Annotated in this window: 10 protein-coding genes; 1 reads left to right on the top strand and 9 read right to left on the bottom strand. The window is 37.2% G+C overall.

The window, feature by feature from the left end; translation table 11 throughout:
• Window positions 1-24 precede the first annotated feature (24 nt).
• The 6 genes from DYE60_RS02670 to DYE60_RS02645 all read right to left on the bottom strand — a co-directional run bounded on the left by DYE60_RS02670 (window position 25) and on the right by DYE60_RS02645 (window position 5,982).
• Complete coding sequence (locus DYE60_RS02670) at window positions 25-297, bottom strand: DUF4298 domain-containing protein (protein WP_115315096.1); 273 nt, start codon at window positions 295-297, stop codon at window positions 25-27.
• A gap of 2 nt (window positions 298-299) precedes the next feature.
• Window positions 300-869, bottom strand: coding sequence for a DNA-3-methyladenine glycosylase I (locus DYE60_RS02665; protein ID WP_115315095.1), 570 nt, complete (start codon window positions 867-869; stop codon window positions 300-302).
• Complete coding sequence (locus DYE60_RS02660; protein WP_115315094.1) at window positions 859-1,377, bottom strand: methylated-DNA--[protein]-cysteine S-methyltransferase; 519 nt, start codon at window positions 1,375-1,377, stop codon at window positions 859-861. The genes DYE60_RS02665 and DYE60_RS02660 overlap by 11 nt, the downstream gene beginning before the upstream one ends.
• Window positions 1,377-2,399: an AI-2E family transporter gene (locus DYE60_RS02655; RefSeq protein ID WP_115315093.1), complete on the bottom strand. Its 1,023-nt coding sequence runs from the start codon at window positions 2,397-2,399 to the stop codon at window positions 1,377-1,379. Before DYE60_RS02655 ends, DYE60_RS02660 begins: the two co-directional genes overlap by 1 nt.
• Window positions 2,400-2,470: 71 nt before the next feature.
• On the bottom strand, window positions 2,471-4,684 hold the full coding sequence (gene priA / locus DYE60_RS02650; RefSeq protein WP_115315092.1) for a primosomal protein N': 2,214 nt from the start codon (window positions 4,682-4,684) through the stop codon (window positions 2,471-2,473).
• 155 nt (window positions 4,685-4,839) lie between these two features.
• The gene (locus tag DYE60_RS02645; protein ID WP_218563610.1) at window positions 4,840-5,982 is read right to left on the bottom strand and encodes an MBL fold metallo-hydrolase; all 1,143 of its coding nucleotides are present in this window, start codon (window positions 5,980-5,982) and stop codon (window positions 4,840-4,842) included.
• A 182-nt stretch (window positions 5,983-6,164) separates the two neighbouring features.
• On the opposite strand from DYE60_RS02645, the gene katG reads away from it, so the two are divergent.
• Window positions 6,165-8,381 (top strand): catalase/peroxidase HPI, encoded by a 2,217-nt coding sequence (katG, locus tag DYE60_RS02640; RefSeq protein ID WP_115315090.1) that lies wholly within the window; start codon window positions 6,165-6,167, stop codon window positions 8,379-8,381.
• 57 nt (window positions 8,382-8,438) lie between these two features.
• Here katG and DYE60_RS02635 read toward each other — a convergent pair whose 3' ends face one another.
• Genes DYE60_RS02635 through mukE form a run of 3 tightly spaced genes read right to left on the bottom strand, consistent with a single transcriptional unit; the run spans window position 8,439 to window position 14,845 of the window.
• Window positions 8,439-9,557, bottom strand: coding sequence for a hypothetical protein (locus tag DYE60_RS02635; RefSeq protein WP_115315089.1), 1,119 nt, complete (start codon window positions 9,555-9,557; stop codon window positions 8,439-8,441).
• A gap of 60 nt (window positions 9,558-9,617) precedes the next feature.
• Window positions 9,618-14,111, bottom strand: a complete 4,494-nt coding sequence (mukB, locus tag DYE60_RS02630; RefSeq protein WP_115315088.1) for a chromosome partition protein MukB — start codon at window positions 14,109-14,111, stop codon at window positions 9,618-9,620.
• A 2-nt stretch (window positions 14,112-14,113) separates the two neighbouring features.
• The gene (mukE, locus tag DYE60_RS02625; RefSeq protein ID WP_115315087.1) at window positions 14,114-14,845 is read right to left on the bottom strand and encodes a chromosome partition protein MukE; all 732 of its coding nucleotides are present in this window, start codon (window positions 14,843-14,845) and stop codon (window positions 14,114-14,116) included.
• Window positions 14,846-14,851: the final 6 nt, after the last annotated feature.

Genomic DNA, 14,851 nt, shown 5'->3' with positions numbered 1-14,851 from the left:
TATTCCTTTCAGGCATTCTAAAAACTAAATTGCATTCACTAAAGTTTTAATTAACGCAATTTTCTCACTGTGCAAACTTGTTAAAACATTCCAAATACTGTCTTCGTCTAACATTGCATAATCTCGAGCAAAATTATCTTGATTATCAAAATCTTGCATATATTGTGAATCATAATATTGTGCAATTTTTTGACGATTTTCTTCAATTTGTGTGATCTCTTTGTGGATCTGTTCTAATCGCTTTACATCTTCTTCACATTGAAAAAGCAATTTTTCTATTTCTGCTAATCTTTCCATTATTACTCCCCTTTTCTACAAAAACAATTCAACTGATGATCATTCACCATTCCCACTGCTTGCATAAAAGCATAGATAATCGTTGTACCGACAAAACTCATTCCATGTTTCTTTAAATCTTTTGATAGTTTATCTGAAATGTCTGAATGGGTTGGGGCTTGGCGATAATCTTGTAAATGATTTTGAATTGGTTTCCCTTCTACAAAAGCCCATAGATAATCGGCAAAACAACCAAATTCCTGTTGAATAGCTAAAAATACCTGTGCATTTTTGACAGCGGCTCGGATTTTAAGTTTATTTCTTACAATACCTTTATTTTCAAGCAATAACTGTATTTTATGCTCATCATATTTTGCTACTTTTTCAGGATCAAAATCTTCAAAGGCAACACGATAATTTTCTCTTTTATTTAAAATCGTGTTCCAAGAAAGCCCTGCTTGTGCCGATTCCAAAATCAGCATTTCAAAGAGTTTATTATCGTCAAATTGTGGAATACCCCATTCTGTATCGTGATAAATTATTGATAGCGGATTATCCAAATTTACCCACGAACATCGTTGTTTATTCTCCATTTTTAACCTTATGTTTCTGTTCAAATTCAATCAGCCATTTTTTACGCTCTAACCCACCTGCATAGCCTGTCAGAGAACCATTTTTGCCAATCACACGATGACAAGGAATAATAATGGAGATTAAATTTGCTCCATTTGCTGATGCAACCGCTCTAATCGCTTTTGGATTACCAAGTTGCTCTGACTGTGCTTGATAGCTAATGGTTGAACCATATTCTATGCTTTGCAACACTTGCCAAACAGATTTTTGAAATGCTGTGCCAACGATATCAAGTTTAACGTTAAACTGTTTTCTTTGACCGTTAAAGTATTCTCCCAGCTCTTGTTCTAGCTGGATTAAATGATTGTTTTTTCCATCAATAATTTGCTGATTAAAACGTTTTTGTAATAACAAATTACTTTTTTCAAGAATAGCTTTATCGCTAAATTCTAATAAACAAACGCCTTGCTCGGTTGCACAAGCAATCATCTTGCCTAGCGGTGTTGTGAGAGTTGTTCTTAAAATCATCAAATATTCCCTTTCTCAGACAACAAAATTGCCACTTTTTGGGTTGATTTAAACTGCGAGAGAATAATGATCATAATAACGGTGATCGGCACACTTAATAACATTCCCATAATGCCCCATAATTTGCCCCACAATGCTAAGGCAAGAATGGTTACCAGTGGGCTGATATTTAAACTTTTACCCATCAATTTTGGCTCAATCAAATTACCAACCACTTGTTGCACAGCACCGATACTCACTAAAATCGCCACAAAAGGAATAAAGCTGCCGAATTGTAATAAGCTAAATATTGCAGGAAAGACGGTCGCAATCAGTGAGCCAATGGTTGGGATATAGTTTAATAAGAAAATTAAAAATGCCCAAAATACAGGGGAATCAACACCGATTACAGATAAAATAATAAAACTTAAAAAGCCTGTTAATAAGCTCATCAAGGTTTTTACACGAAAATAACTTGATAGCGATAATTCAATTTTTTGCAAGGTATCTATAAATTTGGTGCGATTTTCTTCTGACGGAAATAACGCATTGATTTTGAGTTTAAAGCTGTCTGTTTCTAAGAATATAAATAGCAAATAAATCAATATCATCATAGAGTTAGATAAAATACTGGATAAACTCGCTGCTAATTGTGAAAGAATATTTTTAATATCTAATGAACTCAATATTGATTTCATCTCAACTTGTAAATCAATATGAAATAATTGCTCTATTTTAACGGCAATAGCGGTCACATTTTTTTCATAATTTGCAAAAGAAGCTAATAAGTCAGCAAGATTGCCAATAACAGCATTCAGCACAAAATACACCACTAAAAGTAACACCATTAACACAACAATAGATTGTAATTTAGACGGAATAAAACGGCTGAAAAAAGGAATTTTATTTGCCGTTTTTTTGAGTTGAATTGCTGCAAACCATAACAGTGTTGCAATAATAAATTGCACTAACATACTCTGCCCATAGTGCAACATTAACACCGTACCGATGGCTGCCATAAAAAAGTAAGCGATATTTTTCATTGTTTATTCCTTAAATAATTAACATTTCATTCTCTCATCATACTACTTGATTTGTAAACTGATTATCAAAACTAATTAAAATCAATAGGATCAATATCCACCACTAAACGAATATTAGACGGCACTTCAATTTGCCCCTTATCTAAATCAAATTGAGTAAGTAACTTTTGCAACATTGCTCTTGAACTATGTTGAATAAGTAACTGCCAGCGATATTGCCCTGCTTTTTTTGCCATCGGGGCGGTCATTGGGGGTAAAATTTGAAAGCCTTGCCATTGATAAGTTGCGATCTGTTGTTGAAAATAAGCGGTCATATTTTCTAAAAAATTTGCAACTTTTTCATTATCTCGCCCTGTTGCTTTAAACAGGACTTGTGCTGAAAATGGGGGTAAGTGCATAAGTTGTCGCATTTCAAGGGCGGTTTTACTAAATTCATCGTAGCCTTTGGTTAAAAGGGATTTCAACAATGGATGTTCTGGATAGTGGGTTTGCAACACGACTGTACCTTTTTTCTCGGCTCGGCCTGCTCTGCCTGCCACTTGAATATAAAGCTGGGCTAAACGTTCTTCAGCTCTAAAATCAGTGGAAAATAACGCACTATCAACATTCACAATCGCTACAAGGGTTACATTTGGAAAATGGTGTCCTTTGGCTAACATTTGTGTACCAATCAAAATTTGGCTTTTACCCTGCTGAATATCTGATAAGTGCTTATCTAATGCGCCTTTTCGCACGGTGCTATCACGGTCAATTCGAGTAATCTTATAATTTTCAAATTGTTGAACCAATTCTTGTTCCAACTGCTCCGTGCCAACGCCTGTGGTAATCAAATTCGTAGAGCCACAATGTCCACATTGTCTTGGAATAATTTTTTGCGATGCACAATGGTGACAACGTAACACATTTTTTTGTTGATGATAGGTATAAGGTTTTTCACAGGAGTTACATTCACAAATCCAACCACACTCGTGACACAGTAACACAGGGGCAAATCCACGACGATTTAAAAACAGCATTACCTGATTGCCCTGTTCTAAGTGCGTTTTCATCATTGATAACAGTTGCTGGGAAACACCTGAATAGATTTGTTGGGTTTTAAGATCGATCACAAACTGCTGAGCAAGTTGAGCATCGCCGGCTCTATTTTGTAGTAATAATTCCGTAAATTTGCCATTTTTGACATTTTGAACACTTTCTAAACTTGGGGTTGCCGAGCCTAACACAATGGGAATATTATTATTTTTCGCTCGTAACACCGCTAAATCACGTGCGTTATACCGCCAACCGTCTTGCTGTTTAAACGAGCTATCGTGTTCTTCATCAATAATGATCAAACCTAAATTTTCAAACTGGCTAAACAACGCTGAACGTGTCCCAATAATAATCGCACTCTCGCCATTCTTTGCTCTAAGCCAGACATTCAAGCGTTGCGTATCATTCAAATTAGAATGCAATGTATCAATTTCTACATTAAAACGTGCTTGAAAACGTGCGATAGTTTGTGGCGTTAAACCGATTTCAGGCACTAATACTAAAACCTGTTGCCCTTTGGCAAGTACTGTTTCAATTACCTGCAAATAGACTTCGGTTTTACCTGATCCCGTCACACCATTTAGTAAAAATACCCCAAAACCTTTTTGATATTGTAAACGGCTTACCACTAAACTTTGCTGTTTATTTAATCTTAAACGATTATCAGCGTTACACTGTTCACGATTTTCTAATTTATCCAACCAACTTTTGCTTTCAAAGGAAACTGCTATTTTTTCAATAAAGCCTTTTTCGAGTAATCCTTTCCAAGCAGATGGACTACAAGCGGTCGGTTTTTCAAAAGAATTTGCAAATTTTGTTAATTCCGTTAATAGCTGTTGCTGTTTTTTAGCTCGATTTAAAATGCCATTTAACAGTGCTTTCTGTCCCATTTCCGTTACGACAAACTGATCCGCAACCACTCGTTCACAACTTTCACCTTGACGCAATTTCACTGGTAATGCACTTTGTAATACCTCGCCAAAAGGGGCGTGATAATAATTCGCTGACCATTGAAGTAATTGCCAAATCTCATCATCAAATAATGGATTTTCGTCTAATACTGATAAAATCGGTTTAAGTTTATTCTTTGGAATATCCGTCTGCTCAGGAAACCCAACCACAATCCCAATTTTCTTTTGATTACCAAAAGGCACAACGACCCTCGTACCAATAACCGCCTGAGTGTCAGAGGGTAAAAAGTAATCAAAATAACGATTTAGTGGTACAGGCAGTGCAATTTGGATCAGATTCATTGAGTAAATATCGCAGTTAAAAATTGAGGAAAGTATAACTTATTTTAGGTAAGTTCGGCTAATCTAAAATAGGATCTTATTTTTAATAAAAAATCGCTTTTCTTAAAATTTTTGCAAATTCCTTTCAAAATATGACCGCTATGTATAACAATGTTTTACTCTTCCCACCATTCAAACTGTGGTAATTTGTTTAACTTAAAAATTTCGCCAACTCTTGGAGTAACCAATTTAATTTTATTTTGTTCTAAAACGGTATGGTTATATTCTTGCAATTTTTTCGCAATACGTCGCACTGGCTCATTCCATTGGTGAGTTGATAAATCAAATTTTCCCCAATGGATTGGCAAAACCACTTTTGTTTGAACGTCAATGCTTGCTTGTGCGGTCTGTTCTGGCAGCATATGAATATCTTTCCAGCTCTCGTTATAAGCCCCATCTTCCATAAAAGCAATATCAAAACCACCAAACCGTTGCCCAATTTTGGCAAATTCAGGAGAATAACCGCCATCGCCACTAAAATAAACCTTCAAATCAGGCGAGAGAATAACCCACGATCCCCATAATGTTTGACGATGATTAAAAATCCCTCGCCCGCTAAAATGACGACTTGGTGCAAAAACAAATTGAATATGCTTAAACGTCATCTTTTCGTACCAATCATATTCCACAACCTTATCACTTGCCACGCCCCAACGTAATAAATGTGCTTTTACGCCCAAAGGCACATAAAAATACCCTACTTTTTCTTTTAGCTGTTTGATCCCTTGATAATCCAGATGATCGTAATGATCGTGAGAAATCAGCACGATATCAATATAAGGTAAATCAGTAATTTTAGGTGTATTCGTCATTTCAAACGGCTCGACCAAAAAAGGAATTGGCGACGCATTATTAAAAACAGGATCCGTTAAAATCGTGCTATTTTGCGTTTTAAATAATACGGTGGAATGCCCTAGCCACACAAATTCACCATTCTTTAATAAATGAAGGTCTAACTTATTAGTCACTAAAGGTTTATCTGGATTCTTCCCTTTGGGTGGAAAAAGAAAATTCATTGTCAACGCAAAACGATTGATTTTTCGCTCACTTTGCGCTTTGCCAATAGATGTTGCATTGGTTGGTATAAGATTCTGAAAATGTTTGCCATCAAAATGAGAAGAATGCTGAATTCGTTGCATACTTTCTGCATTCGGTGTTCCACCAAATGTCGGATGGAAATAAACATAGGCAGAAATAACCATTCCTACTCCAATAATAAAGAGTAACAAATTTTTTAAAATTTTAAGACATTGCTTCATTTTTACTTCCACCTTTTAATGCTATTTTGTATCAGCACACTATTTTGTGAATAAAAAACAATCAAACCCTATTGGATTGATAGCTTATATCGATTTGTTTTTTGTTTTGCATAACTGTAATCTATTATTATTCGCAAGAAGATAAAAAATAATTATACTTAAATTAACAGTTGGAGACTTTTATGACTACTGAAAAACAAGGCAAATGCCCATTCCCACATCACGAACAACCTAAAACATCAGGCTGTCCTGTAGCTCATGGTGCAAGCACATCAACAGAACAATCTGTAATGGCATTTTGGCCAAATAGCCTTAACTTGGATATTTTACATCAACACGATACCAAAACAAATCCATTAGGCGAAGCATTCAACTATGCCGAAGAATTTAAAAAATTAGATTTAGAAGCATTAAAAAATGACTTAAAAGCATTGATGACAGACAGTCAAGAATGGTGGCCTGCGGACTGGGGACACTACGGCGGTTTAATGGTGCGTATGGCGTGGCACGCTGCGGGATCGTATCGTACAACTGACGGTCGTGGTGGTGCTGGAACAGGTAATCAACGTTTTGCACCATTAAACAGCTGGCCTGATAATGCCAACTTAGACAAAGCTCGTCGCTTATTATTCCCGATCAAGAAAAAATATGGTAATAAAATTTCTTGGGCAGATTTAATTATCCTTGCGGGAAATATGGCATATGAATCAATGGGGTTAAAAACCTTTGGTTTTGCGGGTGGACGTGAAGATATTTGGCATCCTGAAAAAGATATTTACTGGGGTGAAGAGAAAGAATGGCTTGAAGCAGGCGACAAACGCTATGAAGATAGCGAAGAGCGTGAGAAACTTGAAAATCCATTAGCTGCGGTTCAAATGGGCTTAATTTATGTAAACCCAGAAGGTGTTGGTGGTAAACCAGATCCGTTAAAAACAGCACAAGATATGCGTGTAACTTTTGCTCGTATGGCAATGAATGATGAAGAAACCGTTGCTTTAACTGCTGGTGGACACACAATCGGAAAATGTCACGGTAATGGTGATGCAAGTCTTGTGGGTGCAGATCCTGAATCTGCAAGCATTGAAGAACAAGGCTTTGGTTGGATGAATAGTCAAGGTAAAGGTCACAGCGAAGATACCATTACTTCTGGTATTGAAGGGGCTTGGACAACTGAACCAACTAAATGGGATAACGGCTACTTCAAATTATTGATGAATCACGATTGGTGGTTACAAAAATCACCAGCAGGTGCGTGGCAATGGGAACCAATGCACATCGAAGAAAAAGATATGCCATTAGATGCACATATTCCAGGTGTTCGTCGTAAACCAATTATGACGGACGCAGATATGGCGTTAAAAATTGACCCTGAGTACAACAAAATCTCACAGCGTTTTGCCGAAGATCAAGCGTATTTCAGTGAAGTATTCGCTCGTGCGTGGTTTAAATTAACCCACCGTGATTTAGGTCCAAAAGCTCGCTATTTAGGTGCGGACGTACCAAGTGAAGATTTAATTTGGCAAGATCCAATTCCAGCAGGTGTAACCTTAACGGATGAGCAAGTTGCGGAATTAAAAGCAAAAATCAATGCATCAGGTATTGCAAATAATGAACTGATTGCAACCGCTTGGGACAGTGCAAGAACTTTCCGTGGTTCAGACTATCGTGGTGGTGCAAACGGTGCAAGAATTGCATTAGTTCCACAAAAAGAGTGGGCAGGCAACGAGCCAGCACGTTTAAGCAAAGTGTTAGACGCATTAAATGCAATCAAACAAGCGGTTAATTTTGAAGTAAGTTTAGCAGATTTAATCGTACTTGCTGGAACAGTTGGTTTAGAAAACAGCGTTAAGCAATCAGGCTTTGCGGTTGAAGTACCTTTTGACTCAGGACGAGGCGACGCAACCCAAGAAATGACAGATGTGGATTCATTCGCACCATTAGAGCCAATTCACGACGGTTTCCGTAACTATGTGAAAGCAGATTTCGTGGTTCAACCAGAAGAATTATTGCTCGATAAAGCACAATTATTAGGCTTAACTGCTGTTGAAATGACGGTATTAATCGGTGGTATGCGTGTATTAGACACCAACTTCGGTGGCTCAAAAGCAGGCGTATTTACGGATAAAGCTGGCGTATTAAGTAACGATTTCTTCGTAAACTTAACCGATATGGCAAACAAATGGCAACCAACAGGTAAAAATAGTTACGATATCGTAGATAGAAAATCGGGCGAAACTAAATTTACTGCAACTCGTGTTGATTTAGTCTTCGGTTCTAACTCTGTACTTCGTTCTTATGCGGAATTCTATGCACAAGACGACAACAAAGAAAGATTTATTCGTGACTTTGTGAAAGTATGGACAAAAGTAATGAATAATGATCGTTTTGATTTGAAATAATACTATTTTAAATAGATAAATAAAAAGCCTGTTAATTTAATTAACAGGCTTTTTTACTTAGCTAATTAGCATTAAATCACTCAATAATCTATCTTCATTATAATCTTTAGAATTCAATCTATTACTAAAAATCTTTAATAAACTATCAATTGAAATCTCTTTTACTTTAATTCCTTCAAATTCTTCAAGTTCTTGGGTTTTACCACGAGTAATGATCCACACTTGCTTTTTCAGATTAGAAATTTGTATCGTTTTATTCGACTCACTACCATCAGACTTAATAATAGATAGGGTTAATTGTGATTTTTGATTGAGTTTATTTAAATAATTTTCTATTTGATCTTTTTTCTTCAAATAAAAATCATTTTCCAAAGTACAATCGTACATCACCGCAAAATTTCCTATCCTGAAAAAACCGTCCGCTTTACCACGCTGATCATTTCGAGAAAATTGAGAAATTTCGTGAATTCCTAATAGTTTTAACAACGCAAAAGTCATATCCTCAAAATCAGCATAATCAATATAATCTTGTGGCAAATTGTAGATAGAATTGATTAACTGACTCAACCAATTATCATAAAACTTTCCATGTGCATTAACCCACTTCTCCACACTACTATATTCTTGAGGTTCAGTAATCTTCTCTGATTTATTGATTGTGGAACTCTCGTTCTGAACTACCTGAACATTCTTATTATCAATAAGCTGAATATCGACAGCACAGAACTTACCATTTTTTAATGGATATAACTCAAAAGATACTGCTGTGCCAATATCAATACTAGACCATATTTCCTGATTGTATTGACGCTTAAATAAATACTGTTTTTCGTTTGATAAAATATAGGCATAGCCATCTTTTGAATCATCCTTACTCTTAAACTTAATTATACCAACAAGTCGTTTTTCAGTTTCGTTATCACTTGGTGATATTGTCTGATTAACATCACTTACACTAACAGGTTCATTTAGCAACTGAATATTGATAGCGCAAAATTTACCATTTTTTAATGGGCAAGGTTCAAAAGAAATTTCTGAACCTACATCAATTTTAGCCCATATTTCTTCATTATATTTGCGTTTAAATGAATACTCTATTCCGTCTGACGAAACATAAGCATAGTCATTATTATTATCATCTTTTTTAAACTTAATAATACCTGTTAGTTTTTTCATAATGTATCTTTGATATTTAAAAAATAAAGTAACAAAAATTCAAAATAATTTTACATCATCCTAAAACCCTTTCAAACCAACCACGTGAACATACTCTTGATTATTCGCAATTTTACGTACTAATTTATAAGTTGTTCCCTGCTCTGGGCTGATATTTTCAGGTGCGGCGATCAATAATTGCATATCCAATCGGTCGCACAATTCAAATAAGGTATTGATAGATTTTGCATCAAGTCGTGCAGCCTCATCAAGGAAGAGCAAGCGACAAGGTAGAATATCTTTGGCACGCATACGGCGAGATTCTTCTTCCCAGCTTTGTACTACCATTAGCAAGATTGACATACCTGTACCAATCGCCTCACCTGTTGAAAGTGAGCTACTTTGGGCTTTCATCCAACCGTCTGCACCACGATAAGTTTCAACATCAAGGTCAAGATAGTTACGGTAATCTAACAACTCTTCACCGATCGTTTGTGCAGTGCGTTGTCCGAGTTCAAGATGTGGATTTACACGTTTATACAACATCGCCAATGCCTCAGAGAAACCAAGTGTGTCACTTTCAAATAAGTCTTTGTGATTCTCTTTTTCGGTCGATAATGCGTTAAGTAAAATAGCGTGGGTATCACGAATATTTACCACCAAACGCACTCCTTTAACCTGTCCAAAGGTAATATTTTGTAACCCTTGGTTAAGCTGTAAAATACGGTTTTGTTCACGCTGAATGGTTTTACGTAAAATATTTGCAACACTTTCCGAACTGATCGCTAATTTTTTCTCACGATTTGTCAATTCACTGGTTAAGCGAGAAAGCTCAATTTCCATTTGTTCAATCGCGTCAATCGGATCGTCCGTTTTGATAATATCTTGGCGAATACGCTCACGTAAATGCTGATAAACCGCAATAAAGAATGCCACTTTATTTTCAGGTTTGCGGTTATCTTCCGACGCACGCAAGCTATCACGCAGATATTCATTATCCGCCACCGCAATACGTAATGCCCCTAAGGCTTTATCAGAAATTGAACGCAATTCTTCCGATGACATATAGGCCAACTCACGGCGATTCAAGCGTTTTTCCACATCGCTATTACGAGATAAACGCATTACCACACACCAACTCACTTTCGCTTGCACCACTTGTTCACGCAATACTTTATAATCACGCTCTGCTTTACATATCGCACGATTTAAGTTATCCATATCAGCCTCAATCACAGCTAATTGTTTTTCTAAATAACTCTTACGGCTACGTTGTTGGCTTAAACGTTGTTGCAATTCATCACGTTGCATTCTTGCACGCTCTTCTGCCTCTGAATCACCTCGCAAACCTAATTCATCAATTTCACGCACTAATTCTACAAGCATTTCATTTTTCGCCTCATAAGAACTGCGTAATGAAGTAAGCACTTGATTATATTGTGTATATTGTGTTTGTGCTTGTCTAAATTGTGCTTTTGCTTGTTCACGTTCACGCTGTGCATTTTCTAAACGCACACGCAACTGCTCCGTTAATTCTGAACCCTCTTGGGTTGAATCTTCGTAACTAAAATGCAAACGGCGATTCATTACATCAGACAAACAGAACACTTGTTGTTTTCGTAATTTTTGATCAAAAACAGACCGCTTATATTCGTCCTCTAACTGTTCAAATTTAGTCGGATCGCTTTGTAACGCAGTCGCAATCGGTTCTAATTGCGCTAAATATTGCCCAAATTGACGGATAAATTGCTCATCTTCTTGTGCTTCTAATAATTGCTCTTTGCACTCTTCGGCACGATCAATCAAGGTTTCATCTGCCAGTAATTCAACCTGTGGCAAGGCTTTATTAAGCAGTTGTAACTGCTCTTTACAATTATCTCGTTTATGGCGTAATTGTTGCTCATTACCACTAATTTGATTTAATTCACGTTCAATTTCAACACGTTGAGCAGAAATTTCTTGCATTGCTTGTTCAGGATTGACTTCAAAAGCAAGGCTTAAATGTGTCCCCACAAACTGACTTAAATGTTGATATAAACGCTGACATTTTTGTACTTTAAAGGCAAATTTTGCGTGCTGTTCTGTGATGTCTTCCTGTTCAGCTTTTAATAATTCAAGCTGTTTCTCACGTGCTGCACGTCCAAATAACGGCACTTGTGGGAATTTTGAATAACGCCATTGACGGTTTGAAACCTGTACCACAACGCCATCGCCTAATTCGGTTGCCTCAAACACATCATCATCGAACGAACTAGGATCGCCTTCAATTAAATAAAGATCATCAGGACAATCGTCTAACTGCTCTAATTGTGATTTCACGCTTTCTAAATCTCGCACCACGATTGCGTGACGAGCTTCGCCATAAAGGGCGGAGAAATAGGGGGCATCATCAATAGACACATCTTCATATAATTCTGAAAGCAACACACCACCAAAACGCTCAGCAAGTTGATTTAAGCGTGGATCTTCCGAACCATCAGGCTGGCTTAAACGCGTGATTTGCTCTTCTAAACGATCCGATTTTCTGGCTAATTTATCACGTTCTAAGGTTATTTCACGCTCTGAATTTAAGGTATCTTGCATAAACGCCATAACCTGTTGGCTTGCCTCAAATTCTCTGTCGCATTGTTCTTGTAAACGTGCTAACGCTGATTGTGCCGTGTGCCACGCAGGGGCAATTTGGGTTAGTTTTTGATATTGCTGATTAAGTTGTTCTAACTGCTGACGTTGTGTTGAACGCACTTCCACCACTTCGCCTAACTCTGCCTCAATATCTTCTAAGCTCGCTTGTTGTTCTTCAAAATAGCTCTCTAATTCTTCGGCTGTGGTAAAGTCTGTTTGAGCTTTGTGATTAAACTCGTTTAACAAACGTTCTGCATTTTGTTGTTGCTGTAATTTACGCTCTAATTCATTTAATTTTTGACGTAAACTCACTGCTTGATTTGCTTGTGATTTTTGGCTTGGATAGGCAGATAATAACGCTTTCGCCTCACTCCACGCCTCTGAGCGGTCAATTTTTCCTGAAATTTTGCAAACCAAATCATAGGCTTTATCAAACTGCTCTTTGGCAATTTCAGACACCGATAAACGCTGTTCTAATTCAAACACTTTATCCGTTAATTCTTCTGCCTGAGCCTCAAATTCAACCGCATAATCTTGAATATTGTGTAAATCTAAATTTGGCAAACCACATACTTGTTTTGCTTTTTCAAGGGCTTGCACCGCCTGTTGATATTGTAATGCTCGTGTTTGCTGAGCGTCTAAGGCTTGTTGATAATCGGCTAATTGTGAGCGTAAATCTTCCACCACTTCTTCGGCTTCTTCGGCTCTAAATTGCGAACTTTCTACCTGTTCAGAAAGCTCTTCCATCGCCATTTGTTGCTCTTCAATTTTCTCAACTAAATCATTAACTTCATCTTGATAGCGTTCTACTTTTTCTTGATGACGTAGTGCGTTCATCACTAAATTAAGATGATCGGTCGCACTATTAAATTCTGTCTCTAAATGACTTTCCGTTTCCGCAATTTCGCTGACTTCACGGCTATATTCCACTAATTGCGTTTGTGATAACTCAATTTTCGCTTTTACTTCTTGCCAGTTTTTACGCTGTGCCAACACATTTTCAACATTACCACGACGCTCATTCGCGTTACGCATATAGTCCGCAGACACATAGTTAGTACTTTCTGTAATCAACTTTTTAAACATATCACGATCAGATTGGGTAACCTTAATCGCCTCTAAGGTCATACGGTTTTCACGCAATGCCGATTCCATATCTTGGAATGCTTGGCGAACCCCTGTATTTTCAGGTAATAAATATTCACGCAACGATTTAGTAATCGCCCCTGAAATCCCACCGTAAAGAGACGCTTCGATCAATTTATAGAATTTGCTACGATCTGATGCTGATCTTAAACGTTTTGGTAACACGCCTAAATCAAATAAAAAGCTGTGATAATCGGTGATTGAATTATATTGTTTGAACTGAATTTCGGTGCTTTCGCATTTCTCTTTTAGCTCATTTAAGGCTAATACTCTCGCACTGCGATCAGCAACTTTTTCCGTTAAAATGCTGATAATAGATTGTTCAAGGGGTAAGTTTTGCAATGAAAATGGACGAATATCCACTTTTTTATCTCGTCCAGCCACTTGTTGTAAACGAACCCCTGAAATAATACGCTGTTTGCGAGAGTTTTCACTTTCTAACACCGCATAACAAACGCCTGATTTCAATTTACCGTGTAAACCTTTATCACGAGAGCCTGCTGTTGAACCTGCCTCTGTGGTATTACGGAAGTTTAATAAGGTCAAATCTGGAATTAACGCCGTAACAAAACCTGCCATTGTGGTGGACTTACCCGCACCGTTTCCACCTGAAAGGGTGGTCACTAAATCATCTAAATCAAAAGTACGAGCAAAAAAACCGTTCCAGTTAATTAAAGTTAAAGAAACAAACTTTCCTCGTGCAATACTTTCTTTTTTTGTTACAACAGTGGAAGTAAGCGGTGTGATTTCTGCTGTTTTTTGCAATTCTTGTTGTTCTTGTTCTAATTCAAATTGTTGTTCGGTCATTATTATTCCTTATCGCTCTCTTGTTCTGTTTCATCTAATTGATCATCATCTGCATTTTCTTGATCAAAAACAACCGCTTGTTTTTTTAACTCTTGGGGTGTTGTCCCTTCTCCGTCACGAATTAAGCGAAGTTGTGCTTCTCGTGGATCATCACCACTACGAACATCAGCACCAAAACGGAACACTGATTCTGAAATCACAAATTTTTTCAAATTCTGATCGCCAACACGCGTAATCATTCCAATACGAGCCAAACGACGCAACGCACCACTCACTTTTTCCAGCAATTTTGCCTTATCTAAATCCGAACCCGTTGAACGAGGGTTAATTGTTTTTAATAATTTTGTTTCATCAGCAAGGTTCAGTAACTCTTCATAAACGTCATCAAAACTAAAAATCCCTTGCTGTGCCAAACGTTCAGGGCTTAAATAAAGATAACAAAGCACCTTACCCACCAACATTTCCATTTCACTCATCACACTACGTGCAATCAACGTCGTCGCTTTCGGACGTAAATAGAAAAAGCCTTCTGGAGCTCGGATCAACTCCACATTATAACGGCGATAAAATTGCTCTAACTCTGCTTGATAATCCATTAAAAAAGCGTGTTGATCTAACAAATCAATACTAATATGTCGTCCTGCTCGCAACTGACTGTCTAATTCAGGAAAAATAGGATTAGCAATCGCGATTGCTAACTTGGTTGAAATTACGTCTTCTATGTTTTGTGTCATTATGGT

The sequence above is a fragment of the Phocoenobacter uteri genome (assembly GCF_900454895.1).
GTDB classification, from domain to species: Bacteria; Pseudomonadota; Gammaproteobacteria; order Enterobacterales; family Pasteurellaceae; genus Phocoenobacter; species Phocoenobacter uteri.
The sequence above is the reverse complement of the archived record's forward strand: the minus strand, read 5'-3'. Positions and strand labels throughout refer to the sequence as shown.

Bases quoted from the DNA above. Each gene is read 5' to 3' on its own strand.
- priA (WP_115315092.1), bottom strand. From the start codon at position 4,684: ATGAATCTGATCCAAATTGCACTGCCTGTACCACTAAATCGTTATTTT.
- DYE60_RS02655 (WP_115315093.1), bottom strand. From the start codon at position 2,399: ATGAAAAATATCGCTTACTTTTTTATGGCAGCCATCGGTACGGTGTTA.
- DYE60_RS02665 (WP_115315095.1), bottom strand. From the start codon at position 869: ATGGAGAATAAACAACGATGTTCGTGGGTAAATTTGGATAATCCGCTA.
- DYE60_RS02670 (WP_115315096.1), bottom strand. From the start codon at position 297: ATGGAAAGATTAGCAGAAATAGAAAAATTGCTTTTTCAATGTGAAGAA.
- katG (WP_115315090.1), top strand. From the start codon at position 6,165: ATGACTACTGAAAAACAAGGCAAATGCCCATTCCCACATCACGAACAA.
- DYE60_RS02635 (WP_115315089.1), bottom strand. From the start codon at position 9,557: ATGAAAAAACTAACAGGTATTATTAAGTTTAAAAAAGATGATAATAAT.
- mukB (WP_115315088.1), bottom strand. From the start codon at position 14,111: ATGACCGAACAACAATTTGAATTAGAACAAGAACAACAAGAATTGCAA.
- DYE60_RS02645 (WP_218563610.1), bottom strand. From the start codon at position 5,982: ATGAAGCAATGTCTTAAAATTTTAAAAAATTTGTTACTCTTTATTATT.
- mukE (WP_115315087.1), bottom strand. From the start codon at position 14,845: ATGACACAAAACATAGAAGACGTAATTTCAACCAAGTTAGCAATCGCG.
- DYE60_RS02660 (WP_115315094.1), bottom strand. From the start codon at position 1,377: ATGATTTTAAGAACAACTCTCACAACACCGCTAGGCAAGATGATTGCT.